Below are 24,667 nucleotides of genomic sequence, written 5' to 3'. Positions count from 1 at the left end.
CCTCCGGCGCCCGTGCGCGCCGGCGCTAACCCATGGATTCGAGTGACCCCAGACTATGCGCATGCGCCTGATGCTGTTGGGCGGCGGTAATGCCCTTGGACAGGCGCTGATCCGCCTGGGCGCCGAGGAAGACATCGGCTTCCTCGCCCCCCGGCCGCCCGAAGGGGGCTGGGACGCTTCCAGCCTCACCGTCCTGCTGGACGAAACCCGCCCCGACGCGGTGATCAACCTCGCCTACTACTTCGACTGGTTCCAGGCCGAAAGCGTCAGCGACGCTCGCCTGGCCAGCCAGGAGCGCGCGGTGGAGCGTCTGGCCGAACTCTGCCAGCACCACGAAATCCTGCTGATCCAGCCCTCCAGCTACCGCGTGTTCGACGGCGCCCGCGCCACCGCCTACAGCGAGAAGGACGAGCCGCAGCCGCTGGGTCCGCGTGGCCAGGCGCTGTGGCGTATGGAGAAGTGGGTCCGGGCGACCTGCCCGCGCCACGTGCTGCTGCGCTTCGGCTGGCTGATCGACGACAGTCTCGAAGGCTCGCTCGGTCGCTTCCTCGAACGTGCCGAGAAGGAGCAGGTACTGTTCCTCGCCGACGACCGCCGTGGCAACCCGACGCCGGTGGACGACGCCGCGCGGGTCATCCTCTCGGTGCTCAAGCAGCTCGACTGCCAGGCGCCGCTGTGGGGCACCTATCATTACGGCGGCCTGGAGGCCACCACCACCCTGTCGCTGGGCCAGGTGGTGCTGGGCGAAGCCCGCGCCTTCCATACCCTGGCCGTACAGGAACCGAGCCCGCAGGCCCACGCCGCGCGCCCGGACGCCAGCGACGAACCGCAACACGCGGTGCTCGCCTGCAAGAAGATTCTCCATACCTTCGGCATCAAGCCGCGCGCCTGGCGCGCCGGCCTGCCGGCCTTGCTGGATCGTTACTATCGCCATGTCTGAACGTCTTTCCCCCTCCGCGCAGCCGATCCTCATCACCGGAGGTGCTGGCTTCATCGGCTCCCACCTGGCGGACGCGCTGCTGGCGCGGGGCTTTGCCGTGCGGGTGCTGGATGACCTGTCCACCGGCAAGCGCGAGAACCTCGACAGCCGCGTCGAGCTGATCGTTGGCGATGTTGCCGACGAAGCCACGCTGCGTGGCGCGCTCAGCGGATGCCAGGGCGTCGCGCACCTGGCAGCTGTCGCGTCGGTGCAGGCTTCGGTGGATGATCCGGTGGGCACTCATCGCGCCAATTTCATCGGCACCCTGAACCTCTGCGAGGCCATGCGCCTGGAAGGCATCCAGCGCGTGCTGTTCGCTTCCAGCGCTGCCGTCTACGGGCAGAACGGCGAAGGCGCCGCCATCGACGAGGACACCGCCAAGGCGCCGCTGACGCCCTACGCCTCGGACAAGCTGGCGAGCGAGTACTACCTGGATTTCTATCGCCGCCAGCACGGCCTGGAGCCGGCGATCTTCCGCTTCTTCAACGTCTACGGGCCGCGCCAGGACCCGTCGTCGCCCTACTCGGGGGTGATCAGCATCTTCGCCCAGCGCGCTGAGCAGGGCCTGCCGATCACCGTGTTCGGCGATGGCGAGCAGACCCGCGATTTCATCTACGTCGGCGACCTGGTCAAGTTGCTGGTGCAGGCGTTGCTGGCGCAGGACGTGACCGAGTCGGCGATCAACGTCGGGCTGGACCAGTCCACCAGCCTGAACCAGTTGCTGGCCGAAATCGGCAAGCTCACCGGTGGCCTGCCGCAGGTCACCTACGCTGCACCGCGTGCCGGGGATATCCGCCATTCCCGCGCCAATAATGGCCGCCTGCGCGAGCGCTTCCAGCTGGACGCGCCCACGCCGCTGGCGGATGGGCTGGCCCGGCTGATCACCACCAGGGTTTGTTGATCGCCAGCAGGAAGATGCCGGCCAGCGAACCCAGCGCCAGTGCGCTGAGCGTGGCCTTGCGCGGCCTCGAAGTGCTGCGCAGGGCGAACGCCGCCAGCACGATGTAGAGCACCAGCAGGCCGATCTTGGCCTGCAGCCAAACCGGCAGCGGCCAGGGCATCGCCAGGTGCACCAGGCCCAGGGCGCTGAGCAGCAGTAGGGTATCGATCAGATGCGGCAGCCCGCGCTGCCAGCCCGAGGGGCGCTTGCCCCACCAGCTCAGCCCCAGGCGCAGCAGGAAGAGGACGGTGCTGATGATGGCGAGACTGACGTGCAGTGCCTTGAGTTCGAGGTACATACCGGTTCCCTGAAAGCGAAAAAGGCGCCCTTGGGCGCCTTTTTCATGTTTGCTCCGTCAGAAACGGTAGCCGAAACCGACCATGTAAACCCAGGGGTCTACGTCGACGTCAACCTTGGTCTTCTGAACGCCCAGGGCGGTCGGACCATCGACGCTGGCCTTGGTATCGATGTCCATGTACCAGACCGCGGCGTTGACGAAGGCGTGCTCGTTGAGCATGTAGTCCATGCCCAGTTCGGCAGCCAGGCCCCAGGAGTCCTGCAGCTTCAGGTTGCTGAAGCCCTGGTCCTTGCGGTTGCTGGCCAGGTCTTCCTCGAAGAAGGTGGTGTAGTTCACGCCCAGGCCGCCGTAGGGCTGGAAGGCGGAGTTGGTACCACCCATGGGGTAGTACTGCAGCAGGACGGTCGGCGGCAGCTGCTTGACGTCAGCGAGCTTGCCGTCCAGGCCGGAGAGGCCGGTGGCCTTGTTCAGGCCCTTGACGTCGACCTGGTGCTTGAAGGGAGTGGCGGCCACCAGCTCGATACCGATCTTGTCGGTGAGCAGGTAGGCGAAGGTCAGGCCCAGCTGGGTGTCGCTGTCGACGGTGGCCTTGGTACCGCTGACCTTGGCGCCGTCGAGCTTGATGTCGGAACTGCTGTCGTCCGGAGCCACGGTGGCGATACCGCCGCGAACAAGGAAGTCGCCCGCCTTGTGTCCACGGATGGTGTCAGCCTGGGCCACGACGGGGGCTGCGACGGCGAGTGCAAGAAGCGAGGTGGTGAGCCAGGACTTGCGCATGATGAGCTCCATATCTCTTTGGTATAAGTGTTGGTGCCCATCATAGTAGACAGTGCTAAAAGTGCACTTTTGATTTGGCTCAATAAAGCCCCCAAGCTTCGTAGTATCTCGGGGTGCGACTAAGCGTCGCGCTTTATTGGCCGGTGTACTCGTAGGGTTCGATAGTGCTCGCCTGCATCTGGTAGCCGGCGTCGGCGAGATCGCTTTCCACCGGTTTCACGCTCAGCTTGCCGGTAATCCAGAAGGGCTGGTAAAGCTCGTCGACTTTTACGCCCTTGCCGCCTCGAACATAGACGATCTGGTTGGACGGAGGCGGCGGTACATGGATGCACGCGCCGTAGTAAGGCACCAACAGGAAGTCGCGCACCGTCTGGCCGTCCTCTTCCACTTCCAGCGGCACGATGTAGCCCGGCATCTTCACTTCCTGCCCGTCCAGCGCCTGCACCACCGGGGCGTTGGGTGTCTGCTGCTTCACGGCCGGGCCGCTCTCCGAATTGAGTACGTCGGAGAGTTTCGACAGGTCATGCAACGGTACCGGCGGCGGGGGCGGCGGCGCGCCCTCGGGGATCAGTTCGGGCCAGGTCAGCTCGCGCGGCGCCGCCCAGGCAGCGGCGCTGGTTAGCATCAACAACAGGAAAAACAGGCGGCGCATCGGGCTTCCTCAGAGTCTGTTCATGGGCGAGCGAGCTAGCGCAGAACAAGGCGGAAATGGGGCAGGGAGCGGAGTTTACACGTTGTAAATGAGCATCCCTGACCCATTTCCAACGCAGTTATGCCGACGCGCAGCCGCTCATGGGCTGGCTCTCAGAGGCGGATCGACAACCCATCGGCCAGCGACTGCCGATAGGCACGCCAGGCCGGCACACAACCGATCAGCAGCGCGGCCAGGAGTATGCCGCCCAGCAGCGACCATTCATAGGCGCTGGGCAACGCCAGTGGCAGGAAGATGCCGTAGTTGGCCTGCACGTACGCCTGGCTACCGGCGATGCCGGCATAGAGTAGGCCGGTGCCCAGCGCCACGCCGGCGAGCGCCAAGGCAAAGGCCTCGGCTACCAGCAGGCCGAAGATGTGCCAGGGCCGTGCGCCCACCGAGCGCAGGATGGCCATTTCGCGGCGGCGCTCGTTGAGGCTGGTGAGGATGGCGGTGAGCATGCCGATCAGGCCGGTCAGCACGACGAACAGCGAGACCACGAACAGCGCCTTCTCCGCCGTGCCCATCAGTCCCCACAGTTCCTGCAGCGCAACGCCCGGGAGAATCGCCATCAGCGGCTCGCCATCGTATTCGTTGATCTGCCGTTGCAGGGTGAAGGTGGCGACCTTGCTTTTCAGGCCGAGCAGGAAGGCTGTGATGGCCTTGGGTTGCAGATCCATGCTGCGTGCCTGGTCTTCGCTGATGCGCGTGGCGCCACGGGCTGGAACACCATTCTTCCAGTCGACGTGCAGCGCCTCCATGCCCTGCAGCGAAATGTGCAGGGTGCGGTCCACCGGGGTGCCGGTGCGCTTGAGGATGCCGACCACGGTGAAGGGTTTGTCGTCGTGTTGCACCAGGGCGATGGTGCTGACGCCGTGGGCGAGGACGATCTTGTCGCCCAGCTTGTAGTGCAGCGCCTGCGCGACTTCGGCGCCGAGCACCACGTCGAACAGGTCCTGGCCGAACGGCCGGCCCTCGGCCAGCTCCAGCGTCTGCCCGCGACCGAAGCGGTAATGCTCGAAGTAGCCGGTGTCGGTACCCATCACCCGGTAACCGCGGTGCGAGTCGCCCAGGGAAATCGGGATCGCCCACTTCACCAGGGGGCTGTGGGTGACTGTCTCGTAGCTTTCCCAGCGGATGTTGTTGGTGGCGTTGCCGATGCGGAACACCGAATAGAGCAGCAGGTTCACCGAGCCGGAGCGGGCGCCGACGATCAGGTCGGTGCCGGAAATGGTGCTGGCGAAGCTGGCCTTGGCCTCGGTGCGCACGCGCTCCACCGCCAGCAGCAGGCAGGCGGAGAGGGCGATGGCGAAGATGGTCAGCAGTGCGGTGAAGCGGCGGTTGGACAGGCTGGCGAGCGCCAGGCGCAACAGGTACATGCTCAGATTCCCGGCGCGCGGGCGGCGCGGTTGAGGTCGGCGAGCGAGACGCTGCGGTCGAACAGCGGCGCCAGGCTCTGGTCATGGCTGACGAACAGCAGGCTGGCGCCGGCCTCGCGGCATTCGGCGAACAGCAGTTGGAGGAAGGCTTCGCGGGCGTCGGCGTCCAGCGCTGAGGTCGGCTCGTCGGCGATCACCAGTTCCGGCTGGCCGATCAGCGCGCGGGCGGCAGCGACGCGTTGCTGCTGGCCGATGGACAGGCTGTCGGCGCGGCGCTCGATCAGCGCGGTGTCGCCCAGGCCCAGGTGCTTGAGCAAGGTTTCCGAGGCTTTGGCGACGCTGCCGTGGCGCAGGGTCGCGCGCTCGGCGCGGCTGCGCGAGAAATGACAGGGCAGCTCGACGTTCTCCCGCACCGAAAGGAACGGCAGCAGGTTGAACTGCTGGAAGATGTAGCCGGTGTGGTCGACGCGAAAATGATCGCGGCGCGCCGACTTCATCTGCGCGATGTCCTCGCCGAGCAGTTTCACGTTGCCGCGCTGGGGGCGCTGCACGCCGCCGAGCAGGCCGAGCAGGGTGGTCTTGCCGCTGCCGGACGGGCCCTTGAGGAACAGGGTTTCGCCAGGGGCCAGTTGGAAGGCGGGGATATCCAGCAGCTCCGCCTGGCCGGGCCAGGCGAAGCCGAGGTTGTCGAGTTCGAGCAGTGCGATCATTTCGGTGGGTCGACAATCAGAAGTTCAGGGTCGGGGTGGCGGCGGTCAATTCTGCACCCTTCTGGCCGTTCGGGCCGATCAGTTGTACCTGGATTTTCTGAGTGGCCGGGAAACGTTTGAACAGCGGCGCGAAATTCAGGCCGGCAAGGTCCTGCGGCTGGGCGCAGGTCAGCTGGTAATGGGCGTCGATGTCGGCGTGCTGATGGCCCTCGTGTTCGTCGTGGTCGCCGTCGGCATGCTCGTGGTCATGATCCTCTTCGGCCTTGGGCGCGTCGCCGAACAGCGGGCTGGAGAGTTCCACCGATTGCACGCTGCACTGGGCCGAGGCGGGCAGGTTGAGCAGTTTCAGCGGCTGTTTGAGCTGGGCCTGCACGGCGGCGACCGTGGCCTTGTCGGCATCGCTGGTGGCGGCGTGCTCGAAGCCGACGAAGTTCATCGCCGGGCTGTCCATCTCCAGTTCCAGGGTCTTGCCGTCGAGGGCGACGTTGAGCTGGGCGACGCCATGCTCGTGCTTGCCGAGGCTGCCGTGTTCATGTTCGTCGTGGGCTTGGGCAGCGAGGGGCAGCAGGGCGACAGCGAGGAGCAGGGGGCGCATGGGAAACTCCGGTCTGATGAATGATTTTGTTACGTTATAACAGATGAATTATTAACGCCAGCTTAGCGTTCGTTTGGCGCGATAGCCGCGCCGTGGGAGCATGCGCGAAAGGCCGCGAGGAGAAGGGCGATGCTGAGAATCAAGGGCACCATCGGCGACTGGCCGGTGGACCTGACCGTGGAAATGGATGACGCCGACTGGGCGCGGCTGGCGCAGAACCTGCCGGCTGCTGCCGTGGCGCCTGTTGCGCCAGTGCCGGCAGCGAGCGGTCCGGCCGATCAACTCTGGCTAGCTGCGCAGGACCTGCTGCGCCGTAGTGGCAGCACGGAAGGTCCGCAATTGCTGGGTGAACTGGAGGCGTTGGCCGGCAGTGCAGGGGCGGCGAAGGGATTGCTGGTGCGCCTGCGCCATAGCCCGAAGGTGAAGATCGAGGTACGCGAGGGCGTGCAGGTATTCAACTGGGTGGAGGAGTAGAAGCTTTTCGTAGGAGCGAGCTTGCTCGCGAACAGCCCCGCTGCGGGATTTGGTTCGCGAGCAAGCTCGCTCCTACAAGGTCGATTTCCCGCCGCGAACGCGGCGGCGGCTCGATCAATACAACACGTTCGCCAGCTTGCGACGGTAGGCAATCACCAACGGGTGATCATTACCCAGCAGGTCGAACACCTGGACCAGCGTCTTGCGCGGCAGGTCTTCGCCGTAGCCGCGGTTGCGCACGAACAGCTTGAGCAGGCCGTCCATCGCTGCCTCGTACTGCTGGCGGGCCAGTTGCTGGACAGCCAGCTGGTAGGTGGCTTCGTCGTCGTTGGCGTCGGCGGCCAGGCGGGTCTTCAGCGCGGCGGCGTCCGGCAGGTCGGCGGCCTGGCGCAGGAAGGTCAGCTGCGCCTTGGCGGCGGCCAGCGCCTGCTTGTGCTCGTCGCTCTTCACCGCGCCGAGCACGGTCTCGGCTTCACCCAGTTCGCCGCGCTCGGCGAGGCAGCGGGCGTAGAGGATCAGCGCGGCGGCGTGGGTGTTGTCTTCGCCCAGCAGGGCCTTGAGCTGGGCCTCGGCCTCGGCGAAGCGACCTTCGTTGAAGGCGGCTTGCGCGGATTCCATCGGGTCGGCGGCGGCCGGAGCCGGGGGTTGTACGTGCTGTTCGAGCATCTGGCGGATCGCCGATTCGGGCTGCGCGCCAGCGAAGCCGTCCACCGGCTGGCCATCCTTGAACAGCACCACGGTGGGCAGGCTGCGGATGCCGAAGCGCATCACGATGTCCTGCTCGATGTCGCAGTTGACCTTGGCCAGCAGCAACTCGCCCTGGTAGGACTCGGTGATCTGCGCCAGCAGCGGCATCAATGCCTTGCACGGGGCGCACCAGTCGGCCCAGAAGTCCACCAGGACCGGCTTGTGGAAGGAGTTCTCGATGACGACCTGATCGAAGTTGGCGATGCTGGCGTCGAAGATGTAGGGCGTATCGCTCATGGGGAATCTCGGGCGAGTGGGGCGATGAGGGTGATTGCCACTATAAGTGGGGGCGGTGCCTGACGGAAACAACCCACACGGCTGGGGGCTGCATTCCCCTTTGTAGGTGCGCCCCATGGGCGCGATCGCGGGCATGGCCCGCTCCTACAGGGGGGCGCCGGTGCCGTGTGTCAGCCGCGCCGCGCGTGGTAAAGGCTGACATGGCGGAATTCGGCCGGCTCGGCCAGATCCGGCCAGGTGCAGCCTTCGAGAATCCCCAGGCGCTGGTACAGCGGATGACTGAAGTCGCGCACCCGCGAGTCGGCCACCAGGGCTTCGCGGCCACGGCTGAGGAACTCGTCCAGCAGCGGCAGGTTCGCGCGGTCGTAGAGCACGTCGGCGACGATGATCAGGTCGAAGCGGTCCGCCTCCTTGAAGAAATCGTCCGAGTAGCTCAGCTCGACCCCGTTCAGCTCGGCGTTGGCGCGGCACGCCAGCAGTGCCAGCGGGTCGAGGTCGCAGGCCACCACTTCGGCGGCACCGGCTTTCGCGGCGGCGATGGCGGCGATGCCGGAGCCCGCGCCGAAATCCAGCACGCGCTTGCCGCGCACCCATTCCGGCTTTTCGGCCAGCCAATGCGCCAGCACCAGTCCGCTGGCCCAGCAGAAGCACCAGTAGGGCGGGTCTTCGAGGATGCGCCGGGTCTCGTCCGGGCTGAAAGCGCGATCCATGTTCTGCGCGTCGATCAGCCACAGCTCGATGTCGGTGCCGGGCAGGCGCTCGGCCACCAGGCGGGCGTCGCCCAGCAGTTCGCTCAGCGCTTGCTGCAGCGGCAGCGGTGCCGTCACGGTACGCGCTCCAGGCGCAGCTCGCCGAGGGCCTGGGATTCCGGCTGGAAGATGCGCACCGGCGTCAGGCGCCAGGCGAGCTGGCCGGACTGCGAGACGCGGGCGTGCAGTTCGACGCGAGCGCCGCTCGGGAAGGATTGCGGATTGAACACCAGGCGGAAGGGCAGCGCCTGGCCGGTGGCGATCAGCTTCTCGCTGGAGAGCAGCTGCTGCGGGCGGTCACGTTCATCGATCACCAGCAGCGCCAGTTCCACTTCACCGCCGGCGGGCAGGTAACCCTGGCGGCTGCTGAGCTGGCCGCTCAGCGCGCGCATGTTGGCCGGTATGGGGGATTCGGCCGATGCAGCGCGGGCGGGCGCGGATTGCGGAGCCTGCGGGGCAGGTGCCGGCTTGTCGCTGGAGCAGGCAGCGAGCAGGGCGATCAGGGACAGGCAGAGCAGACGGGCGGACATGGGCGGACTCCATCGCGGCACATTTCCAGGCGGGCGCCTGTATAGCCTAAAGCGTTCGGCTTGTCTCGGGGGAGCCAGGGTTTCATCGGCGGAGCGATGCGCTACCATGAGCCTTTCCCTCATTCGTACAAGACCCGCCATGCATTGTCCCTTCTGCGGCGCCCACGACACCAAAGTCATCGATTCGCGGCTGGTCGCCGAAGGCGATCAGGTCCGCCGTCGCCGCGAATGCCTGAACTGCGGCGAGCGCTTCACCACCTTCGAGACCGCCGAGCTGGTCATGCCGCGCCTGATCAAGCAGGACGGCAGCCGTCAGCCGTTCGACGAGGACAAGCTGCGTGCCGGCATGCAGCGCGCGCTGGAGAAGCGCCCGGTGAGCATCGAACGGCTGGAGGAGGCGCTGGCGCACATCAAGCACAAGCTGCGCGCCACCGGTGAGCGCGAGGTGAAGTCGCGGGTGCTGGGGGAACTGGTGATGGCCGAGTTGCAGAAACTCGATGAAGTCGCCTACATCCGCTTCGCCTCGGTGTACCGCCGCTTCCAGGACCTCAACGAGTTCCGCGAGGAAATCGAGCGCCTGGCCCGCGAGCCGTCCAAGGAATGAGTGCGCTGGATGAGTTCTGGATGGCCCGCGCCATCGAGCTGGCGCGCAAGGGCTGGTACTCCACCCATCCCAATCCTCGTGTGGGCTGCGTCATCGTGCGTGAAGGCGAAGTGGTCGGCGAAGGCTGGCACGTGCGCGCCGGTGAGCCGCATGCCGAGGTCCACGCCCTGCGCCAAGCCGGCGACAAGGCCCGTGGCGCCACCGCCTATGTCACCCTGGAGCCCTGCAGCCACTTCGGCCGCACGCCGCCCTGCGCCGATGCGCTGGTGACGGCCGGCGTGGCTCGGGTCGTGGCCGCCATGCAGGACCCCAATCCGCAGGTGGCCGGCAGCGGCATGAAGCGTATTGCCGAGGCGGGTATCGAGGTGCGTTCCGGCGTGCTGGAGAGCGAAGCGCGCGCGCTGAACCAGGGCTTTCTCAAACGCATGGAGACCGGCCTGCCGTTCGTCCGCGTGAAGTTGGCGATGAGCCTGGACGGCCGCACCGCGATGGCCAGTGGCGAAAGCCAGTGGATCACCGGCCCGGCCGCGCGCCAGGCCGTGCAGCGGCTGCGCGCGCAGTCGAGCGTCGTGCTCTCCGGCGCCGATACCGTGCTGATGGACGATGCCCGGCTGACCGTCCGCCCCGCTGAACTCGGGCTCGATGCCGAGCAGACCGATCTGGCAAGGCGCCGCCCGCCGCTGCGCGTGCTGATCGATGGCCGTCTGCGTGTGCCGCTGAGCGCCACGTTCTTCCAGGCAGGCCCGGCGCTGGTAGTCAGCACGCGGCAAGCCCCGGGCTATGCCGAGGCGGGTCACGAACTGCTGGTACTGGCCGGGAGTGATGGCCAGGTCGATCTATCCGCGCTGATGGCCGAACTGGGCCGCCGTGGCGTCAACGAGGTGCTGGTGGAGGCCGGGCCGCGCCTGGCCGGCGCCTTCGCCCGCCAGGAGCTGGTCGACGAGTACTGCATCTTCATGGCGCCCAAGTTGCTCGGCTCCTCCGCGCGCCCGCTGCTGGAGCTGCCGCTGGAGCGCATGGCCCAGTCCCGCGAGCTGAAGATCAGCGATATCCGCGCGGTGGGCGACGACTGGCTGGTCACCGCGCGCCCCCGCTGATGGCTGCGCTCGTCGCCTGGCGAATGCGGTGGCGGAATAAACAGAACCTTCCGACTTGTGTCGGCCTGTGGTAAAACGCCACACGCGGTCGAGGTTGTAGACGACCGCGATTGACGTTCTCAGGGCGGGGTGCAAGTCCCCACCGGCGGTAATGGCGTGCAATACGCCTAGCCCGCGAGCGCTTGCCCGGACCGGTTCGCCGCAAGGGTAAGGTCAGCAGACCCGGTGTGATTCCGGGGCCGACGGTAACAGTCCGGATGAAGAGAGAACGGGATGAGCCACCGGGGCGTGCCTGCGCACGTCCGCGAAATCCCTTCGATCCGATACGCCCTGTTTTCTAACCAAAACAGGAGTTCGCCACCATGCAACATCGTTCCCAGTTGGCATCGCGGGCCTGCCGGCCAGCCGCCTTCGCCGTGTGGGAGGCCCCATGTTCACCGGCATAATCGAATCCATCGGCAGCATCGCCGCCATCACTCCCAAGGGCGGTGACGTCCGTCTGTACGTGAAGACCGGTAAGCTCGACCTCGCCGACGTCAAGCTCGGCGACAGCATCGCGGTCAACGGCATCTGCCTGACCGCCGTCGAACTGCCCGGCGACGGCTTCTGGGCCGACGTCAGCCGCGAAACCCTGGCGCGCACCGCCTTCGCTCAGCTCAAGATCGGCAGCCGGGTGAACCTGGAGAAAGCCCTGACCCCGACCACCCGCCTGGGCGGCCACCTGGTCAGCGGTCACGTCGACGGCGTCGGCGAGATCGTCAAGCGCGAGGAAAACGCCCGTGCCATCCAGTTCACCGTGCGCGCGCCGCGCGAGCTGGCCAAGTACATCGCGCTCAAGGGCTCGATCACCGTGGATGGCACCAGCCTGACGGTCAACGCAGTCAATGGCGCCGAGTTCGAGCTGACCATCGTTCCGCACACCGTGCAGGAAACCATCATGGCCGACTACCGTGGCGGCCGTCTGGTCAACCTCGAAGTGGACCTGCTGGCGCGCTACCTGGAGCGTCTGCTGCTGGGCGACAAGGCGGCGGAACCTGCGGCCGGCGCTGGCGGCATCACCGAAGCATTCCTGGCCGAAAACGGCTTTCTGAAACACTGATAAGGCTTGTCCCCGTATGGCACTCAACAGCATTGAAGAACTGCTCGACGACATGCGTCAGGGCAAGATGGTCATCCTCATGGATGACGAGGACCGCGAGAACGAAGGCGACCTGATCATCGCCTCCGAGTGCGTCCGCACCGAAGACATCAACTTCATGGCGCGCTTCGCCCGTGGCCTGATCTGCATGCCGATGACCCGCGAACGCTGCGAACGCCTCGGCCTGCCGCTGATGGTGCAGCGCAACGGTTCCGGCTTCGGCACCAAGTTCACCGTCTCCATCGAGGCCGCCGAAGGCGTCACCACCGGCATCTCCGCCGCTGACCGTGCCCGCACTGTGCAGGCTGCTGCCGCCAAGAACGCCGTCGCCGCCGACATCGTCAGCCCCGGTCACATCTTCCCGCTGATGGCTCAGCCGGGCGGTGTGCTGGCTCGCGCCGGCCACACCGAAGCGGCCTGCGACCTGTCGCGCATGGCGGGCTTCGAGCCGTCCGGTGTGATCTGCGAGATCATGAACGACGACGGCACCATGGCCCGTCGCCCGGAACTGGAAGAGTTCGCCCAGCAGCACGGCATCAAGATCGGCACCATCGCCGACCTGATCCACTACCGCCTGATCCACGAGCGCACTGTCGAGCGCCTCTCCGAGCAGAAGCTGGACACCGAACTGGGCCAGTTCAACCTGATCACCTACCGCGACTCCGTGGAAGGCGACGTGCACCTGGCGCTGACCCTGGGCAACGTCTGCCCGGAAGAGCCGACCCTGGTGCGCGTGCACAACCCCGATCCGCTGCGCGACCTGCTGATGGTCAACCAGGCGGGCCGCTGGAGCCTGCGCGCGGCCATGGCCAAGGTGGCCGAGGCCGGCACCGGCGTGGTCCTGCTGCTCGGCCATCAGGTCGGCGGCGAAGACCTGCTGGCGCACGTTCGCGAGATCACCAACGCCCACGCGCCGGTGCAGAAGCCGACCACCACCTACAGCACCGTGGGTGCCGGTTCGCAGATCCTGCGCGACCTGGGCGTGCGCAAGATGCGCCTGATGTCGGCGCCGATGCGCTTCAACGCGATATCCGGTTTCGACCTGGAAGTTGTAGAATACCTGCCCGCTGACGGGCAGCACTGATCGCGGCTGCGCTTGGTCGGGCCGCGTTGGGAATCGCCTCGAAATGCTCGTTTACTCCAGTAAACTGCGTGTTTCCGGCGATTCCGTACATGCCAGGCCTGCCCTCGCGATGTGCTCAGGACTATCCGAATGAACCCCGCCGCCGTGCCCTGGCACCGCGGCGCCGTTCTTCTACCCTATTTGCGGAGCGTTGCTGAACGCTCCGGCTCTTTAACAGACGAGACCTGCCCATGACCCTGAAGACCATCGAAGGTACCTTCATCGCCCCCAAAGGCCGCTTTGCCCTGGTGGTTGGCCGCTTCAACAGCTTCGTGGTGGAAAGCCTGGTGGAAGGCGCCATCGACGCGCTGGTTCGCCACGGCGTCGCCCAGAGCGAAATCACCGTGATCCGCGCCCCGGGTGCCTTTGAAATCCCGCTGGTAGCCCAGAAAGTCGCCCAGCGCGGCGAGTTCGACGCCATCATCGCCCTCGGCGCGGTGATCCGTGGCGGCACCCCGCACTTCGAATACGTAGCCGGTGAGTGCACCAAGGGCCTGGCGCAGGTTTCCCTGCAGTTCGGCGTGCCGGTCGCCTTCGGCGTGCTGACCGTCGACTCCATTGAACAAGCCATCGAGCGCTCCGGCACCAAGGCCGGCAACAAAGGCGCCGAAGCTGCCCTGTCCGCCCTGGAAATGGTGAGCCTGCTGTCGCAGCTGGAGGCCAAGTGAGCCAGGACAGCGGCACTCCGGCAAAGCCCGCCAAGCCGAACAAGATCGCCATGCGTCGCAAGGCCCGCAGCCTCGCGGTGCAGGCCCTGTATTCCTGGCAGATGGCGGGCCAGCCGCTCAACGAGATCGAAGCGGCTTTCCGCGTCGATAACGACTTCAGCGATGTCGACGGCGCCTATTTCCACGAGATCCTGCACGGCGTGCCGCGCCTGAAGAGCGATCTGGACAAGGAATTCACCCCTTGCCTGGACCGTGCGCTGGAAGAGATCGACCCGGTGGAACTGGCCATCCTGCGCCTGGCCACCTACGAGCTGCGCAACCGCCTGGACGTGCCGTACAAGGTAGTGATCAACGAAGGCATCGAGCTGGCCAAGACCTTCGGCGCCACCGACGGACACAAGTTCGTCAACGGTGTGCTGGACAAGCTCGCTCCGCGCCTGCGCGCAGCGGAGCTGCGTGGCGCCAAGCGCTGAGAACCTGTCCATGCTCCTACTGCGAGACCGTGATCGGAATCCATGCGCTGCTCTACGTTCCGCTGACGGCCTCCCGCTTCAGATCCTGAACAGGTTCTGAGCATGGGTGAGTTCGAGCTGATCCGTCGCTACTTCGCCTCGGCCGCCTGTGCGGCCGGTGGCGAGGCAGTGGCCTTGGGGATCGGCGATGACTGCGCGCTGCTGGCGCCAAAAGCCGGCGAACAGCTGGCGATCTCTACCGATACCCTGGTCGTCGGCGTGCATTTTCCCGCCGTCTGCGATCCCTTCCTCCTTGGCCAGCGCGCCCTGGCGGTGTCCGCCAGCGACCTGGCGGCCATGGGGGCATCGCCCATCGGCTTCACCCTGGCCCTGACCCTGCCCGAGGCCGATCCGGCCTGGCTGGAGGGTTTCGCCCGCGGCCTGAACCTGAAGGCTCAGGAATGCGCCATGGCGCTGATCGGCGGCGACACCACCCGCGGCCCGCTGTCCATGACCATCACCGTGTTCGGCGGCGTGCCCGCCGGGCAGGCGATCACCCGCGCCGGTGCGCGGCCGGGCGACCTGCTTTGCGTTGGCGGTGCGTTGGGCGAGGCGGGCGGTGCCCTGCCACTGGTGCTGGGCGAGCTGACCGCCGAGGCGGCCATCGCCGAGCCGCTGCTGGCGCGCTACTGGTCGCCGCAGCCGCAGCTGGCCTTTGGTCAGGCGCTGCGCGGCAAGGCCACGGCGGCACTGGATATTTCCGACGGGCTGCTCGCCGACTGCGGGCACATCGCCCGCGCTTCGGGCGTGGCGCTCATCGTCGAAGCCGACAAACTGCCCGAGAGTCCCGCGCTGGAAGCCTTGCTGGGCGCCGAGCGCGCACAGCAGCTCAAGCTGGGCGCCGGTGATGACTACGTGCTTGCCTTTACCCTGCCTGCCGAGCATCTGCCGGCTCTTTCGGCGAACTGGCCGGCCCTGCGCGTGGTCGGTAGGGTGGAGTCTGGCTCCGGTGTCCGTGTGCTGGACGGACGGGGCGCCGATATCACGCCGCGCCAGGGCGGCTACCTGCATTTCATGGAGTGACCGTGACAGAACACCCCAACCAGGCCCCGGCCCAACCCGTGCCCCATTCGGTATGGAGCAACCCCTGGCATTTCCTGGCCTTCGGCTTCGGTTCCGGCACCTTGCCCAAGGCGCCCGGCACCTGGGGTTCGCTGGTTGCGCTACCCTTCATACCGCTGTGGCAGATGCTCCCGGACTGGGGGTATTGGCTGATGCTGGGCGTGACCATGCTGTTCGGTTTCTGGCTGTGCGGCAGGGTCGCGGACGATCTGCGCGTGCACGACCACGAAGGGATCGTCTGGGACGAGATGGTCGGCATGTGGATCACCCTCTGGCTGGTGCCGGAGGGTTGGTGGTGGTTGCTGGTGGGTTTCGTGGTGTTCCGCATCGTCGATATCTCCAAGCCCTGGCCGATCAGTTGGATCGACCGCAACGTCCATGGCGGCGTGGGCATCATGCTGGACGATGTGCTGGCCGGCGTATTCGCCTGGCTGGTGATGCAGGGGCTGACATGGGGCTGGGCCCGCTGGCTGATCTGAGGGCCGGTCCGATGTCTGCCTGCGCTTGCCCATGCTGCGTTGGAAACAGGCTCTGAGGACGATCGATGCGCCGACTGCTGTGCCTGCTCTGCATGCTGTGGTGGCTGCCGGCGTTGGCTGATGCTCCGCCCACTGAAATCCGCGTCGCCAGCGAGGCGTGGGCCAACTACACCCAGGCCGATGGTCGCGGACTGGCCTGGGACCTGCTGCGCGCCCTGTACGAGCCGGAGGGCGTGCGCCTGGTCCCGCGCAGCGAGCCCTATGTGCGCTCGGTCGGATTGGTGCAGCGTGGCGAGGCGGATGCCTGGGTCGGTGCCTATCGCGATGAAATCAGCAATGTGATCTACCCGCGCTGGCCTTTCGACGTCGACCCGATCGGCGCGCTGGGGCTCAAGGCGTCGCCGGTACCGAAGCCGGTGGATCTGGACCGCTACCGCCTGGCCTGGATGCGCGGTTATTCCTTCGACCGTTACCTGGAACACGTAAGCCAGCGCAACGAGCTGCAGCGTCGCAGCTCTGCACTGCCGATGCTCGACAGCCGGCGGATCGACTATTTCATCGATGCCCGCCCCGAGCTCGAGGAGATGCTTCAGGGCAAGGGCGTCGATGCCAGCGCCTACCGGATCACCGAAGTCGCCTCGATTCCGCTGTATCTTGGCTTTGCCAACAACGAACGTGGCCGCGCGCTCGCGCGTCTGTTCGATGCGCGCATGCAGGTGCTCTACCGCACTGGTGAGCTGGAGCGCCTGTTCGCCCGCTGGGATTGGCCCTATGCCCCACTCAAGCCGCTGCTGCCACCCAAGGAGTGATCGTGATGCCGCGTCTGTTCCTGCCCTTGTGCCTCTCCCTCTGTTCCGCGCTGGCGCTGGCTGCGCCCCAGGTGCGGGTGGTGGGGCTGTTCCCAGGAGCTGCGGTGCTCAACATCGATGGCCAGCGCAAACTGCTCAAGGTGGGGCAGACCGGTCCGGATGGCGTCCAGTTGGTCAGTGCCGATGCCCACAAGGCGGTGCTGCGTGTCGGTGGCACGGAGCAAACCTACGAGCTGGAGCGCGAGTACAACGGCGAGGGCTATTCGGCACCGGCGGCACGCACCGAAATGGGCATCGCCCGCGGCACCGGCGGCCATTACTGGGTTTCCGGGACCATCAACCACCAGAGTGCGCAGTTCCTGGTGGATACCGGCGCCACCACCGTGGCGATGAACGAAGGCCAGGCGCGCCGGCTGGGCATCGACTACCGCGCCGTTGGCACGCCGATGATGGCGTCCACCGCCAGTGGTACGGCCAAGGGATGGCGTATTTCGCTCAACAGCGTGAAACTCGGTGGCGTTGAGGTGCTGGGCGTCGAGGCGGTGGTGCTGGAAGGTGAGTTCCCCACCGAAATCCTGCTCGGCATGAGCTATCTCAACCGGGTGGGTTGGCGTGAGGACCAGGGCATGATGTATATCCAGGCCAAGCACTGAGGCGCTTCCATCGATAGCGTCGATGCTTATCTTGCAGAATTCGCAATGACGGTGCGGCCGGCGCTGCTGCTACAATGCCGGTCCTCCTTCCATAGATAAATCTTTCAGGAGTTTCCGGTGTCTGTCGTTTTCGTCGCCGCCTCCAAGCTGCCCACCCCCTTCGGCGAGTTCACCATGCATGGTTTCCTCGATGAGGAGACCGGCAAGGAACACGTCGCCCTGACCATGGGCCAGCTCGACGACGGCCAGCCGGCGCTGGGGCGTCTGCATTCCGAGTGCCTCACGGGCGACGCGCTGTTCAGCCTGCGCTGCGACTGCGGTTTCCAGCTCGAAGGCGCACTCGCCGCCATCGCCAAGGAAGGTCGCGGCGTGCTGCTGTACCTGCGTCAGGAAGGCCGTGGCATCGGCCTGCTCAACAAGATCCGCGCCTATGCCCTGCAGGACGAGGGGGCGGACACCGTGGAAGCCAACCTGGCCCTGGGCTTTGGCGCCGACCAGCGCGACTACGCGATGTGCCTGCCGATGCTCAAGCACCTGGGCGTCTGCTCGCTGAAGCTGATGACCAACAACCCGCGCAAGGTGAAAGCACTGGAAGGCTACGGCCTGACCGTCGCCGAGCGCGTGCCGCTGCAGAAGGGCCTGAACCCGCACAACAAGCGCTACCTGGCGACCAAGGCCGGCAAGCTCGGCCACATGCTGGGCAACATGCACCAGGGCGAAGCCGAGGCCGAGGTTTCCGCTTCGTGAACCGCGCCGTCGCCCGGCGCCGGCTGACTCTGATCTGGTGGCTGTTGCTGGCCCTCGCGCTGGCGCCGCAGCACCTGTTGCTGGCGCTGGCGGGTGAAACGGGCTGGCCGGAAGCGCTGGCCACGCCGGCTTTCGTAGCCGGTCTGATCTCGATGTTCCTCACCCTGCCGTTGTTCCGTGGCTACAAGCGTGCGCTGGTCGCTGCGCAGAATGCCCGCGACACGGCCGACGAGCCGGCGGCCTGGCAGGCGCTGGGCGCCGCGCAACGCCATGGTGTACTGGTCGGCAGCCTGCCGGCCTGGATTGGCGCCCTGGCGGTGCTGGTCAATCTGAGCGGCGTGGCCGTCCTGCTGCTGGGGCTGGCCAGCCTGGTCATCCTCTGGCTGTACCGTATTCCCCGCCAGCTCGTCTGATGCGCCGCATTCTCTGCCTGCTCACGCTGCTGGCCTTGCCGTTGGCGGCGGCGGAGCGGGTGGTCAGCCTGGCGCCGTCCCTCACCGACATGGTGCTCGAACTGGGCGCGGCCGACCGGCTGGTTGGCGTGCTCGACGGCGGGCCGCGTCCGCCGGCGTTGGATGGCCTGGCCTCGGTGGGGCGCTACGGCCAGGTGAACCTGGAGCAGGTGCTGGCCCTGCGCCCCGACCTCCTGCTGGTCTGGCCGGGGGCGGTGCCGGACGCGCAACTGGCCCAGCTGAAATCCTTCGGTATTCCCGTCTATCTCGCCGATCCCCATCGCCTGGACGATGTCGCGCGGCAATTGCGCGATCTGGGCGAGCGCCTGGGCCGGCAGGAGCAGGGGCGGGCGCTGGCGCGGCAATTCGAAGAGCGCTTGCAGGCGCTGCGTAGCCAGTACCGGCGGGAGCGGCCGCTGAAGGTGTTCTATCAGGTCTGGAATCGCCCGCTCTATACGCTGGGCGGCAACCAGATCATCAGCGATGCGCTGGGCGTGTGCGGCGGCCGCAACCTGTTCGCCGACCTCAGCCTGCCGGCGCCGCAGGTCAGCCAGGAGGCGGTGCTGGCGCGCGATCCGGAGGTGATCCTGGGCGGCAGCCATGCCGAGCTGCAAGCCTGGACGCGGATGCCGCAACTGACCGCCACCCGCCTGGGCCAGCTCTGGCCGATCCCCGACAAGAACCTGGAACGGCCGAGCTACGCCATGCTCGATGCCACCGAGAAGCTCTGCCGGTTGCTGGCGGGGGCCAAGGTCGCGGACTGAACCGGGCCGGTTCGCGAGCAAGCTCGCTCCTACAGGTCTGCGCCGGTGTGCTCTTCGTAGGAGCGAGCGTGCTCGCGAACAAAGCCGATGGGCGCACCTGGCTTAGAACCCCTCCAGCACGATCTTGCCCTTGGCCGTGTTGCTCTCCAGCAGCGCATGGGCGCGGCGCAGGTTGGCCGCGTCGATCCGGCCGAAGTGCTCGCCCAGGGTGGTCATCAGCACGCCGCTGTCGATCAGCCCGGCCACGCGCTGCAGCAGCTTGTGCTGTTCGATCATGTCGTTGGTCTGGAACATCGAACGGGTGTACATGAACTCCCAGTGCAGCGACAGGCTCTTCTGCTTGAGCAGGCGCACGTCGAGGCTGTCCGGGTCGTCGATCAGCGCCAGACGGCTCTGCGGGCGCAGGCTGGCAACGATCTCGGCCAGGTGCTGCTCGGTCTGGTTGAGGCTCGCGACGTGGGTGACTTCGCCGATGCCGATGCGCTTGAGTTCCTCGCTCAGTGGCTTGCGGTGATCGATCACATGGTGCGCACCGAGGTTGCGTACCCACTCCTGGGTTTCCGGGCGCGAGGCGGTGCCGATCACCGTCATGCCGGTGAGCTGGCGCGCCAGTTGGGTAAGGATCGAACCGACGCCGCCGGCGGCGCCGACGATCAGCAGGCTCTGCCCGCCGCTGGCGCTGCCCTCGGCCACCTGCAGGCGGTCGAACAGCAGTTCCCAGGCGGTGATGGTGGTCAGCGGCAGGGCGGCGGCATGGGCGAAGTCCAGGCTCTGCGGCATCGGGCCGACGATGCGCTCGTCCACCAACTGCAGCTCGGCATTGCTGCCGGGGCGCGTCAGGTCGCCGGCGTACCAGACCTTGTCGCCCGGCTTGAACAGGCTGACCTCGCTGCCCACCGCGCGGACCACGCCGGCGGCGTCCCAGCCGAGCACCTTGTACTGGCCTTCGGCAGGCTGGGCGCGCTGGCGCACCTTGGTGTCCACCGGGTTGACGGAGATGGCGCGTACCTCCACCAGCAGGTCGCGCGGGCCGGGCGTCGGTTCCGGCAATTCGATGTCGAGCAGGGCGTTCGGATCGCTGCTGGGCAGGCTCTGGGTGTAGCCGATGGCTTTCATGGGGCAGTCCTTCAGTCGATACGGTTCATCAGGCGGATATCGAGTTCCGCAAGGTCAGGTTCGGCGGCCTTCACGAAGGCCTGGAAGTGCGGGCTGGCCTCGTGTTCGGCCAGGGCTTCCTCGTCGCGCCATTGCTCGATCATGTAGATCAGGTCGGCGTCCTTGATGTCGCGGTGCAGGTCGTACTGCAGGCAGCCGGCCTCGGTGCGGGATGGCGCGAGCATGGCGTGCAGGTGCTGCTGCAGGCTGTCGGCGCGGCCGGGCTTGGCGCGAATGATGGCGATCAGGGTCAGGCTCATCCGGGGTTCTCCAGTGGGGCGGGGAAGGTGAGGGCATGCTGCTCTCTTTCGCCGGGAAGAAAAATCGCGTAAGTAGAGAGGCTCTTTCAAAGGAATTTTGAAAATGCTGCGTTTCGACGACTTGCAGATCTTCGTCCGCACCGCCGAGCGCGGCAGCCTCTCCGCCGCCGCCCGCGAGCTGGAGTTGTCCCCGGCGGTGGCCAGCGCGGCGCTCAAGCGCCTGGAAAGCAAGCTGGACGTGCGCCTGTTCGCCCGATCTACCCGCAGCCTGCGCCTGACCGCCGAGGGCGAGCTGTACTTGGCCCATGCCCGCGCCGCGTTGCAGAGCCTGGACGACGGGCGCCAACTGCTGGCCGGTGGCAAGAGCGAGATCGCCGGCAACTTCCAGGTTTCCGCGCCGTCGGACTTCGGCCGCAACGTGCTGCTGCCCTGGCTCGACGAGTTCCAGGCGCTGCACCCGCGGATGAGCCTGCGCTTGCTGATCAGCGACCGCCAGGCCGATCTCTACCGCCAGCCGGTGGACGTGGCCTTCCGCCTCGGCCTGCCGGGCGACTCGAACCTGGTCGCGTTGCCATTGGCCCCGGACAACCGCCGGGTGCTCTGCGGTGCGCCGGAGTACTTCGCCCGCCACGGCAAGCCGACCCACCCGGACGAACTGCAAAAGCACAACTGCCTGCTTTATATGCTGGGCGGGCGCGCTCACGAGCGCTGGCGCTTCAGCGACAGCCGCCGGCAGCACGAGGTGACGGTGCGCGGCGACCGCCTGTGTGACGACGCCGACGTAGTACGGCGCTGGGCCGTGGCGGGGCAGGGGCTGGTGTACAAATCCTGGCTGGACGTGGCGGCCGACGTGCACGCCGGCCGGCTGGAGGTGGCGCTGGCGGACTACCTGGGCGAGGCCACGCCGATGAACCTGTTCTGCACCCACCGCGCCCAGCTCAGCCGGGCGGTGACCCAACTGCGGGAGTTCGTCCAGCTGCGCTGCGCGGAACTGATGCGAGAGCGCCCCTGGGCGTAGGCGTCAGAGCGGCGCGTAGCGGTGGATCGCCGCTGACAGTCCCCAGGCGCTGGCCACTGCCAGCAGCACCATGGCCGCCGGCAGCAGGCTCCACCAGATGCGCGGCGCCAGGGCCGGCAGTTCCAGGCGCCGCTGGCTCAGCCACAGGCACGCGGCGCACACCGAGGCGCCGAGCAGGGCGCCGGCGATGATGTCGCTGGGCCAATGGGCGCCCAGATAGACCCGCGAGATGGAGATGAACGCTGCCGGGATGACGGCCAGCAACATCCAGGTCAGGCGCACGCGCGGGCTTTTCTCGCGACTGGCCAATACACCGAGTACCAGGAAGAAGGCGAAGGACGCCGAGGCGTGGCCGCTGGGCATGCTGAAGGCGGACAGCGGGTCGGCGATCACCTCGGGGCGGGCGCGACTGAAGAGGTGCTTGAGGGTGCCGTTCAGCAGCGCCGTGCCGATCAGGGTGGCGGCGGCGAAGATCGCATGGCGCCACAGGCGCAGCAGGGCGAGGAGGAGGGCGAGCAGGGCGCCGGCGATGAACTGGGTGCGGAAGTCGCCGACCCGGGTGACGGCCACCATCACCTCGTCCAGCCAGGCTTGGCGATGCTCCTGCACCAGTGTCATCAGTCCCTTGTCGAGGGCGTCCAGGTACGGCCAGCCGATCAGCATGGCGATCAGCAGGGCGAAGCAGCCGAGGGCGCCGATCAGCGGCGCGTTGCGCTCCCTGCGCAGTTCGGCGTGGAGGATCAGGGCGAAGACGGCGGCGATGCAGGCGGCGACCACCCCGGCTTCCGTCCAGAAGCCTTCCGGCAGGGGCAGGCGCATGGCCGCGCCGGTGGCCCAGCCGGGCACCAGGTAGGCGATGGACCAGCCGGCGGCGGCCACCACCGAGACGGCGAGGAAGCGGCCGAAGGGCATGTCGAGCATGCCGGCGATCATCGGTAGGAAGGGCCGCAGGGCACCGATGAAGCGGCCCACCAGCAGGCTGGCGACGCCGTAACGGGCGAAGAAGCCTTCGGCGCCGGCCAGCCATTCCGGGCGATGACGCAGTACCGGCAGACGGCGGATGTCCTGGTGGAAGTGGCGGCCGATCCAGTAGGACGAGATATCGCCCAGCAGGCCGCCGAAGAACGCCAGCGCCAGGGTCTCGCCCAGGCCGAGGATGCCGCTGCCGGCCAGCACGGCGATGGCGAAAAGCATCACCACGCCGGGCAGGATGATGCCAATGATCGCGGCGCATTCGAGGAAGGCGACGAGGAACAGGACTCCGGCGAGCCATTGCGGGTGGGTGGCCATCCAGGTGTTGAAGGCGGCGAGGTCGATCATCGGCGGGGTTCGTCCTGGGTTCCGAGCAGGTGGTAGTCGCGTCCTTCGACCTGCCCGCGGCGCAGTGGGTTGCGTGTGCAGAAGGGGGCGAAGGCGGCATCGACGAAACGGTATTGCAGGTGTTCGTCGCGCCCATGGGGAATGCCAAGGCGCGCGGCCTGGATGACTTGCGCGGGATGCTCGCCGAGGTCGTCGACGAACAGCCGCTGCGGGTCGAAGCGTTGGGCGTCCCAGTCCGGGACCTTCAGGCCCATGGCGCGGCAGAGCAGGGTCTGGCCGGCGCAGAGCTTGCCGATCGGGCGTTCGCTGCCGTCGGCGGCCGGGTTGAACTGGCGCATGCGGGCCAGCGCGTCGTCGCCGGAGATGCGGTCCATCCACGGATGCCCGGACTTGATCAGCACCGCGTTGCCGGCGCCGCCGGCGCTGAAGTTCAGCGAGTCGCCGCCGCGCGCGTAGTACATGTAGATGTGCCCGCCGTCGAGGAACAGCGCCTTGCGCTTCTCGGTGTAGCCGAGGGAGGCGTGGCTGCCCTTCTCCGCGAGGTAATAGGCCTCGGTCTCGATGATCCGCGTGGACAGCCAGAGCTCGCCGACCCGATGGCGAATCACTTTGCCCAGCAGTTCGCGGGCGACGGTGAGCGCGTCGCGGTTGAAGAAGGTATCCGGCAGGGGATTGGCGTCGGGCCAGGGCAAACTTAGGTTGGGTTCGTCGGGCATCGGATTGTCGGGCCAGGAGAGCCGGTCTTAGGCTGGCGAATCATAACAACAAGAATCTTAACCATGCCTGAACACGTCCGGGCCGACAGCGCCCACATCACCCCCAGCGCGCACTACACCGGCTACGTGTGGTTCCGCCACCAACTGGCCGAGCCGGCCTTCGCCACGACCTTCGGTCGCTGGGTGCATGGCTGCGTGGCGCCGATCAACTGGGGCGCGCGCATCGGTTTCGGGCTGAATATCGAAGATTTCCTGCTGCAACGTCACCTGCTGATCGATGCGCGGCTGACCCAGGCCATCGAGCAGCGCGGGGTCACCCAGGTGGTGGAGATCGCCTGCGGGTTGTCGCCCCGTGGTCGGCGCTTCCGCCAGCGTTATCCACAGCTCACCTACCTTGAGGCCGACCTGCCGCCCATGGCCGCGCGCAAGTCGGCGCTGCTGGAGGCGCAGGGCTGGCTGGACGGCCAGCACCGCGTCCGCCCTGTGGATATCCTCGCCGAGCAGGGCGAGCAGAGCCTGGGTGCCTTGCTGGCCGGGCTCGACCCGAGCCGCCCGGTGGTGGTGATCACCGAGGGCCTGGTGAACTATTTCCAGCGGCCGGTGATCGAGGGATTCTGGCGACGGCTGGCGGAGGCGCTACGGGTATTCCCGGAAGCGACCTACCTGACCGAGCTCTATCCCGACCTGTGCGAGCATCCGCGTTACCGACAGATTCGCTGGGGTGTGGGGCTGATCGGACGGCTGACGCGGGGTGGCTATCCGTTGCATTACCGCAGTGCTGACGAGATCGAGCAGGCGTTCATCGGTTGTGGTTTTGGCCGGGTGGGCGTGCTTGATCCGCAGGTGGAGGGCGCGGGGCTGGGCTTGCCGAAGGGACGGATGCCGAGTCTGGTAAGGGTGATCGAGGCGCGGGTTTAATCGATTCCTCAAGTGCTTGCGCGTTACAGGCGGGTTCTACGTGGACCAAAACCCCTCACCCTAACC

The 24,667-nt window shown here is 66.9% G+C and carries 31 protein-coding genes and 1 riboswitch; of the genes, 18 read left to right on the top strand and 13 right to left on the bottom strand.

Translation table 11 applies throughout. The features are described from left to right. The first annotated feature begins 55 nt into the window (after positions 1 to 55). Entirely contained in the window at positions 56 to 940 is an 885-nt protein-coding gene (locus J5M67_RS07615) for a sugar nucleotide-binding protein (protein WP_207884703.1), read from the top strand. Further along, a complete protein-coding gene (locus J5M67_RS07610) occupies positions 933 to 1,880 on the top strand; it encodes an NAD-dependent epimerase/dehydratase family protein (RefSeq protein ID WP_207884702.1) in 948 nt (315 codons plus the stop codon). Before J5M67_RS07615 ends, J5M67_RS07610 begins: the two co-directional genes overlap by 8 nt. On the opposite strand, the gene J5M67_RS07605 is transcribed toward J5M67_RS07610, so the two are convergent. The 6 genes from J5M67_RS07605 to J5M67_RS07580 form a co-directional block, all read right to left on the bottom strand. Then, complete coding sequence (locus tag J5M67_RS07605; protein ID WP_207884701.1) at positions 1,861 to 2,217, bottom strand: SirB2 family protein; 357 nt, start codon at positions 2,215 to 2,217, stop codon at positions 1,861 to 1,863. The two genes, J5M67_RS07610 and J5M67_RS07605, sit on opposite strands and share 20 nt — an antisense overlap. A gap of 57 nt (positions 2,218 to 2,274) precedes the next feature. Further along, positions 2,275 to 2,994 carry an OmpW family protein gene (locus J5M67_RS07600; protein ID WP_207884700.1) on the bottom strand — a complete coding sequence of 240 codons (720 nt, stop codon included), beginning with the start codon at positions 2,992 to 2,994 and terminating at the stop codon, positions 2,275 to 2,277. Positions 2,995 to 3,127: 133 nt separating this feature from the next. Beyond that, entirely contained in the window at positions 3,128 to 3,646 is a 519-nt protein-coding gene (locus J5M67_RS07595) for a DUF3299 domain-containing protein (RefSeq protein ID WP_207884699.1), read from the bottom strand. Between the two features lie 152 nt (positions 3,647 to 3,798). Continuing rightward, the gene (locus J5M67_RS07590; RefSeq protein ID WP_207884698.1) at positions 3,799 to 5,064 is read right to left on the bottom strand and encodes an ABC transporter permease; all 1,266 of its coding nucleotides are present in this window, start codon (positions 5,062 to 5,064) and stop codon (positions 3,799 to 3,801) included. A gap of 2 nt (positions 5,065 to 5,066) precedes the next feature. Next, on the bottom strand, positions 5,067 to 5,774 hold the full coding sequence (locus J5M67_RS07585) for an ABC transporter ATP-binding protein (RefSeq protein WP_207884697.1): 708 nt from the start codon (positions 5,772 to 5,774) through the stop codon (positions 5,067 to 5,069). Between the two features lie 16 nt (positions 5,775 to 5,790). Next, positions 5,791 to 6,369, bottom strand: coding sequence for a DUF2796 domain-containing protein (locus J5M67_RS07580; protein ID WP_207884696.1), 579 nt, complete (start codon positions 6,367 to 6,369; stop codon positions 5,791 to 5,793). A gap of 129 nt (positions 6,370 to 6,498) precedes the next feature. Here J5M67_RS07580 and J5M67_RS07575 point away from each other — a divergent pair, with 129 nt between their 5' ends. Next, the gene (locus J5M67_RS07575) at positions 6,499 to 6,843 is read left to right on the top strand and encodes a hypothetical protein (protein WP_207884695.1); all 345 of its coding nucleotides are present in this window, start codon (positions 6,499 to 6,501) and stop codon (positions 6,841 to 6,843) included. A 114-nt stretch (positions 6,844 to 6,957) separates the two neighbouring features. Here J5M67_RS07575 and trxA read toward each other — a convergent pair whose 3' ends face one another. The 3 genes from trxA to J5M67_RS07560 all read right to left on the bottom strand — a co-directional run bounded on the left by trxA (position 6,958) and on the right by J5M67_RS07560 (position 9,106). Then, positions 6,958 to 7,827 carry a thioredoxin gene (gene trxA / locus J5M67_RS07570; protein ID WP_207884694.1) on the bottom strand — a complete coding sequence of 290 codons (870 nt, stop codon included), beginning with the start codon at positions 7,825 to 7,827 and terminating at the stop codon, positions 6,958 to 6,960. Between the two features lie 170 nt (positions 7,828 to 7,997). Next, entirely contained in the window at positions 7,998 to 8,654 is a 657-nt protein-coding gene (locus tag J5M67_RS07565; protein ID WP_207884693.1) for a 50S ribosomal protein L11 methyltransferase, read from the bottom strand. Then, positions 8,651 to 9,106 carry a YbaY family lipoprotein gene (locus tag J5M67_RS07560; RefSeq protein WP_207884692.1) on the bottom strand — a complete coding sequence of 152 codons (456 nt, stop codon included), beginning with the start codon at positions 9,104 to 9,106 and terminating at the stop codon, positions 8,651 to 8,653. Before J5M67_RS07560 ends, J5M67_RS07565 begins: the two co-directional genes overlap by 4 nt. A 139-nt stretch (positions 9,107 to 9,245) precedes the next feature. Between J5M67_RS07560 and nrdR the strand changes: the two genes are divergently transcribed. From nrdR to J5M67_RS07495, 13 genes are all read left to right on the top strand, one after another. Further along, on the top strand, positions 9,246 to 9,710 hold the full coding sequence (gene nrdR, locus J5M67_RS07555) for a transcriptional regulator NrdR (protein ID WP_207884752.1): 465 nt from the start codon (positions 9,246 to 9,248) through the stop codon (positions 9,708 to 9,710). Beyond that, positions 9,707 to 10,807 (top strand): bifunctional diaminohydroxyphosphoribosylaminopyrimidine deaminase/5-amino-6-(5-phosphoribosylamino)uracil reductase RibD, encoded by a 1,101-nt coding sequence (gene ribD / locus J5M67_RS07550; protein ID WP_207884691.1) that lies wholly within the window; start codon positions 9,707 to 9,709, stop codon positions 10,805 to 10,807. The genes nrdR and ribD overlap by 4 nt, the downstream gene beginning before the upstream one ends. A gap of 111 nt (positions 10,808 to 10,918) precedes the next feature. Further along, positions 10,919 to 11,081: riboswitch (FMN riboswitch) on the top strand. A gap of 156 nt (positions 11,082 to 11,237) precedes the next feature. Beyond that, complete coding sequence (locus tag J5M67_RS07545) at positions 11,238 to 11,906, top strand: riboflavin synthase (protein WP_207884690.1); 669 nt, start codon at positions 11,238 to 11,240, stop codon at positions 11,904 to 11,906. A 16-nt stretch (positions 11,907 to 11,922) separates the two neighbouring features. Next, positions 11,923 to 13,029, top strand: a complete 1,107-nt coding sequence (ribBA, locus tag J5M67_RS07540; RefSeq protein WP_207884689.1) for a bifunctional 3,4-dihydroxy-2-butanone-4-phosphate synthase/GTP cyclohydrolase II — start codon at positions 11,923 to 11,925, stop codon at positions 13,027 to 13,029. 230 nt (positions 13,030 to 13,259) lie between these two features. Continuing rightward, complete coding sequence (gene ribE, locus J5M67_RS07535) at positions 13,260 to 13,736, top strand: 6,7-dimethyl-8-ribityllumazine synthase (RefSeq protein WP_081517125.1); 477 nt, start codon at positions 13,260 to 13,262, stop codon at positions 13,734 to 13,736. Between the two features lie 50 nt (positions 13,737 to 13,786). Next, the gene (gene nusB, locus J5M67_RS07530; protein WP_243434567.1) at positions 13,787 to 14,209 is read left to right on the top strand and encodes a transcription antitermination factor NusB; all 423 of its coding nucleotides are present in this window, start codon (positions 13,787 to 13,789) and stop codon (positions 14,207 to 14,209) included. Between the two features lie 102 nt (positions 14,210 to 14,311). Then, complete coding sequence (gene thiL / locus J5M67_RS07525; RefSeq protein WP_207884687.1) at positions 14,312 to 15,271, top strand: thiamine-phosphate kinase; 960 nt, start codon at positions 14,312 to 14,314, stop codon at positions 15,269 to 15,271. A gap of 2 nt (positions 15,272 to 15,273) precedes the next feature. Then, positions 15,274 to 15,789, top strand: coding sequence for a phosphatidylglycerophosphatase A (locus tag J5M67_RS07520; RefSeq protein WP_207884686.1), 516 nt, complete (start codon positions 15,274 to 15,276; stop codon positions 15,787 to 15,789). A gap of 65 nt (positions 15,790 to 15,854) precedes the next feature. Then, on the top strand, positions 15,855 to 16,598 hold the full coding sequence (locus tag J5M67_RS07515) for an ABC transporter substrate-binding protein (RefSeq protein ID WP_207884685.1): 744 nt from the start codon (positions 15,855 to 15,857) through the stop codon (positions 16,596 to 16,598). 5 nt (positions 16,599 to 16,603) lie between these two features. Further along, complete coding sequence (locus J5M67_RS07510; protein WP_207884684.1) at positions 16,604 to 17,251, top strand: TIGR02281 family clan AA aspartic protease; 648 nt, start codon at positions 16,604 to 16,606, stop codon at positions 17,249 to 17,251. A gap of 117 nt (positions 17,252 to 17,368) precedes the next feature. Continuing rightward, entirely contained in the window at positions 17,369 to 17,998 is a 630-nt protein-coding gene (gene ribA, locus J5M67_RS07505; RefSeq protein ID WP_207884683.1) for a GTP cyclohydrolase II, read from the top strand. After that, positions 17,995 to 18,411, top strand: a complete 417-nt coding sequence (locus J5M67_RS07500; RefSeq protein WP_207884682.1) for an MFS transporter — start codon at positions 17,995 to 17,997, stop codon at positions 18,409 to 18,411. Before ribA ends, J5M67_RS07500 begins: the two co-directional genes overlap by 4 nt. Beyond that, positions 18,411 to 19,214, top strand: coding sequence for a cobalamin-binding protein (locus tag J5M67_RS07495; protein ID WP_207884681.1), 804 nt, complete (start codon positions 18,411 to 18,413; stop codon positions 19,212 to 19,214). Before J5M67_RS07500 ends, J5M67_RS07495 begins: the two co-directional genes overlap by 1 nt. Before the next feature lie 102 nt (positions 19,215 to 19,316). On the opposite strand, the gene J5M67_RS07490 is transcribed toward J5M67_RS07495, so the two are convergent. Beyond that, a complete protein-coding gene (locus tag J5M67_RS07490) occupies positions 19,317 to 20,330 on the bottom strand; it encodes a zinc-binding alcohol dehydrogenase family protein (RefSeq protein WP_207884680.1) in 1,014 nt (337 codons plus the stop codon). An 11-nt stretch (positions 20,331 to 20,341) separates the two neighbouring features. Then, the gene (locus tag J5M67_RS07485; protein WP_207884679.1) at positions 20,342 to 20,629 is read right to left on the bottom strand and encodes a putative quinol monooxygenase; all 288 of its coding nucleotides are present in this window, start codon (positions 20,627 to 20,629) and stop codon (positions 20,342 to 20,344) included. Between the two features lie 103 nt (positions 20,630 to 20,732). Here J5M67_RS07485 and J5M67_RS07480 point away from each other — a divergent pair, with 103 nt between their 5' ends. Continuing rightward, positions 20,733 to 21,647 carry a LysR family transcriptional regulator gene (locus J5M67_RS07480; RefSeq protein ID WP_207884678.1) on the top strand — a complete coding sequence of 305 codons (915 nt, stop codon included), beginning with the start codon at positions 20,733 to 20,735 and terminating at the stop codon, positions 21,645 to 21,647. Between the two features lie 3 nt (positions 21,648 to 21,650). Here J5M67_RS07480 and J5M67_RS07475 read toward each other — a convergent pair whose 3' ends face one another. Both J5M67_RS07475 and J5M67_RS07470 read right to left on the bottom strand, forming a co-directional pair. After that, positions 21,651 to 22,967, bottom strand: coding sequence for a bifunctional DedA family/phosphatase PAP2 family protein (locus tag J5M67_RS07475; protein ID WP_207884677.1), 1,317 nt, complete (start codon positions 22,965 to 22,967; stop codon positions 21,651 to 21,653). After that, a complete protein-coding gene (locus J5M67_RS07470) occupies positions 22,964 to 23,683 on the bottom strand; it encodes a DNA-3-methyladenine glycosylase (RefSeq protein WP_207884676.1) in 720 nt (239 codons plus the stop codon). The genes J5M67_RS07475 and J5M67_RS07470 overlap by 4 nt, the downstream gene beginning before the upstream one ends. A gap of 63 nt (positions 23,684 to 23,746) precedes the next feature. Here J5M67_RS07470 and J5M67_RS07465 point away from each other — a divergent pair, with 63 nt between their 5' ends. Next, positions 23,747 to 24,601, top strand: a complete 855-nt coding sequence (locus tag J5M67_RS07465; protein ID WP_207884675.1) for a class I SAM-dependent methyltransferase — start codon at positions 23,747 to 23,749, stop codon at positions 24,599 to 24,601. Positions 24,602 to 24,667: the final 66 nt, after the last annotated feature.

Source organism: Pseudomonas sp. 30_B (assembly GCF_017491605.1).
Taxonomy (GTDB): Bacteria; Pseudomonadota; Gammaproteobacteria; order Pseudomonadales; family Pseudomonadaceae; genus Pseudomonas.
This window is presented reverse-complemented; position numbering and strand designations above follow the sequence as displayed.